The sequence below is a fragment of the Barnesiella sp. CU968 genome, assembly GCF_905219685.1.
Classification (GTDB): domain Bacteria; phylum Bacteroidota; class Bacteroidia; order Bacteroidales; family Muribaculaceae; genus Lepagella; species Lepagella muris_A.
Genome location: NZ_CAJMXD010000376.1, coordinates 1 through 2,835 on the forward strand (window position 1 = coordinate 1; position 2,835 = coordinate 2,835).

At 41.1% G+C, this 2,835-nt stretch carries 3 protein-coding genes; 1 reads left to right on the plus strand and 2 read right to left on the minus strand.

What is annotated here, in order from left to right; all coding sequences use genetic code 11:
* Positions 1–63: 63 nt before the first annotated feature.
* The gene (locus tag JX312_RS11705) at positions 64–588 is read left to right on the plus strand and encodes a restriction endonuclease subunit S (protein WP_204458107.1); all 525 of its coding nucleotides are present in this window, start codon (positions 64–66) and stop codon (positions 586–588) included.
* Here the strand turns inward: JX312_RS11705 and JX312_RS11710 are convergent.
* Both JX312_RS11710 and JX312_RS11715 read right to left on the minus strand, forming a co-directional pair.
* Positions 548–1,843 (minus strand): restriction endonuclease subunit S, encoded by a 1,296-nt coding sequence (locus tag JX312_RS11710; protein ID WP_204458108.1) that lies wholly within the window; start codon positions 1,841–1,843, stop codon positions 548–550. The genes JX312_RS11705 and JX312_RS11710 overlap by 41 nt on opposite strands.
* A gap of 5 nt (positions 1,844–1,848) precedes the next feature.
* On the minus strand, positions 1,849–2,835 hold a 987-nt coding region (locus JX312_RS11715), incomplete at its 5' end, for a virulence RhuM family protein (protein WP_204458109.1).

Here is a 2,835-nt window from a genome sequence, read left to right on the forward strand (position 1 = left end):
TTTTAATGACATGAAATATTGAAGTGCCCGAAACTTCGGACACTTAAGAGAGTTATGCGCTTTATGGGACGTTTACTCAAAGATATATTTAAATTAGAAATAAAATCGGTTGCTCCGCAGCGTGATGTTCATTACCACCTTTACAGTCTTCCATCGTTTGATGAAAATAAAACAAGAGAAGAAGTTAATGGTCAGGATATAATGAGCAATAAGCTTGTTGTACCCGATAAGTGCATTCTCTTTAACAAATTGAATGTTAGATTTAAGCGAGTATGGAAAATTGATGATCAAGATGATAACAAACTTGCCTCAACAGAATTCTTACCCCTTGTTGTGAACGAGCAGCTCGTAGATTTCAATTTCGCTTATTTCTTATTAATATCAGATTCTCTGACAGACTATCTTTGCGGGCAAAACTCTAATACTTCCGGAAGTCATAAGCGAATTGATCCTAATGTTCTTTTGAATATGGACATAATACTGCCAAACCGTTCAGAACAAGAACGAATTGGTAGTTTTTTGTCTGAAATTGATGATAAAATTGCTCTCAATCGTGAGATAAATCGCAATTTACCTCCCGAGGCATGACCGATACCTGTCCGTTCATCAGAAGTGGTAGCAATTCTTCTCTTTGAGCTATTAATGTTGCAATTTCCTTCGTATTCTCTCTTATCTGTGAGAAAAGGCAATTGACAGAATTACAGAATCTTTCGATAATTTGTGTCGGAGCTATGCAGAGTTGAGAATATTCCACATCTTGTACATTGAAGGATTTAAAAACGGAACCACTACCTTTTGCCTTAAGCCATTCAATTAGCTCCTTGGAAAGAAAGTAAAGATACGTAGTATTTTGGAATTTTGGAGACAGCGCGTAACATGATTGATTCATAGCCATAGGTTCTCCGACTATTACCATTTTGCCTATAGATCCACGAGCGGTCAATATAATATCTCCAACTTGAAAGAGAGAAGATGCACAATGTTCCAGACCCTCATGCGTTATGTGATCGACAGTGTCTAGTTGGAAGATATTGTCAGATACATCCGTTGGTCCCAAGAATGGAATTGAGCCGTTATCCCAATATGTATTATTGAATTTGCTTGGCGTACCACCGACTTTTATCTCACATATAGACAAAATATTATCCACGTTCCATCCTTGAGGAATTTCTCTCTTTAGCCTGTCATTCCACACCATATTGCCGCCGCTTGACTTGTAAGGTTTCCCATTCTCGTCGGGAAAATCAAATTGCACGAACCAGTAGTCGTAGAGCTGACGCGCCATCGCCTCTAAATTGCGATTTATCTCACGGTTAAGAGCAATCTTTCGATCTATATCATGGAGAAGCAGTCCAATTGCTTTTTGATTTGCTAAATCAGGAATAAAAACAGTTAAATCTTTTATCCGATCAGCGGTGGTGTGTCTGATTTTCGTTTGTTGAGCACCTGCGGCTAATTGTTGCTTTACTATCTTGGAAGGGAGAAGATAATAGCAAAAGTNTCGGTCAAGTTTTGATTCATCAGGTGTAACCAATGCCACATCCTGACTCTGAATATATTTTCCCGATTCTGGAATAACTGCTGTACTTCCGAGCAGACCGGGTGTCTGTTCTGTCAGAGGTGTGATGATGTCTCCTTCGCTAAGAATGAATTCCGGCTTTACCGGTCCTGTAAAGTACAAATCATTCTTGGAGGTATTATCTTTAAAGCCACCACCCTGATAATCAAAATTGCCGAGAGTAAGGCGCATAAGTTTTCCCTCAGTCGCATAATATTCTCCTGCAAGTGAGGCACCACGACGGACATCAATCAGTTCACCAAGTTTATATTTCTTCAGTTCCATAGCGTTCAGTCTTTGTCGAGCATACCCCGGATTTCCTTGTCGAAATCGGAGTCTATTTGCTGGGTTGGGTTGAAAAGGTCGTATTCTGCTTCGGCTTTAGCCTTTGCCTGTGCTGCAGAGACACTTCCACGATTAGGCAATATTTTATAGTCGTTGAACGTAAGGAATTTATTGACGCTTGCAGCGAACTGTTCCATGTTGAATACATTGCCACGCTCAATCTGTCCTTCGATATAGTCGAAGTAAGAGGTAACAGTGCGTTCAAGTGAGCGTATTTCCTTATCCGTCAGATAATTCTTGGCGATAGAAACATCGGATTTCAGAATGCGTCCTTCGGGGGCATATTTCCATGTGGTCAAACCCATATGCGGCTTTGTATGGTCTGCTCCGGCATGGATTATTTCAGCGGCAGTATGTCCGGTTATGGCATAATGGAACCGGTTCTGTACCATTGCATNAAACTCCTTTGTAGTTGGAGCAAGGCGGTCATAGTCAATACTACATTCGGCATAGATGTCTGTTATCTGCTGCCAGATGCGACGCTCGCTGGCGCGGATNGAACGAACTCGTTCCAAGAGTTCACGGAAGTAATCGCGCCCGAACACCGCATTTCCTTGCTTCAATCGGTCGTCATCAAGCACAAACCCCTTGCGGATAAATTCGTTGAGTACACGAGTAGCCCATTGGCGAAATAGCGTAGCCCTCTGGCTATTAACGCGATATCCAACGCTGATAATTGCATCCAGGTTATAAAAAGCTCTTTCGCGTTCGACTTGACGATTACCTTCTGTCTGAACTGTTCGAATTTTTCGAATAGTTGCTTCCTCAATCAATTCACCCGTCGAGAATATCTCTTTCAAATGATAATTGATAGTGTTAACTTCTACGTCAAACAGCTCTGCCATTGCTTTTTGAGTAAGGAAAATTGTCTCATCTTGGACAATAGCTTGTACCATACCCGAATTATCGGGCAGATAATATAGAATAAATGG

What these genes read in the sequence shown, in the direction of transcription:
- JX312_RS11705 (WP_204458107.1), top strand. Translation starts at nt 64, where the DNA reads ATGGGACGTTTACTCAAAGATATATTTAAATTAGAAATAAAATCGGTT.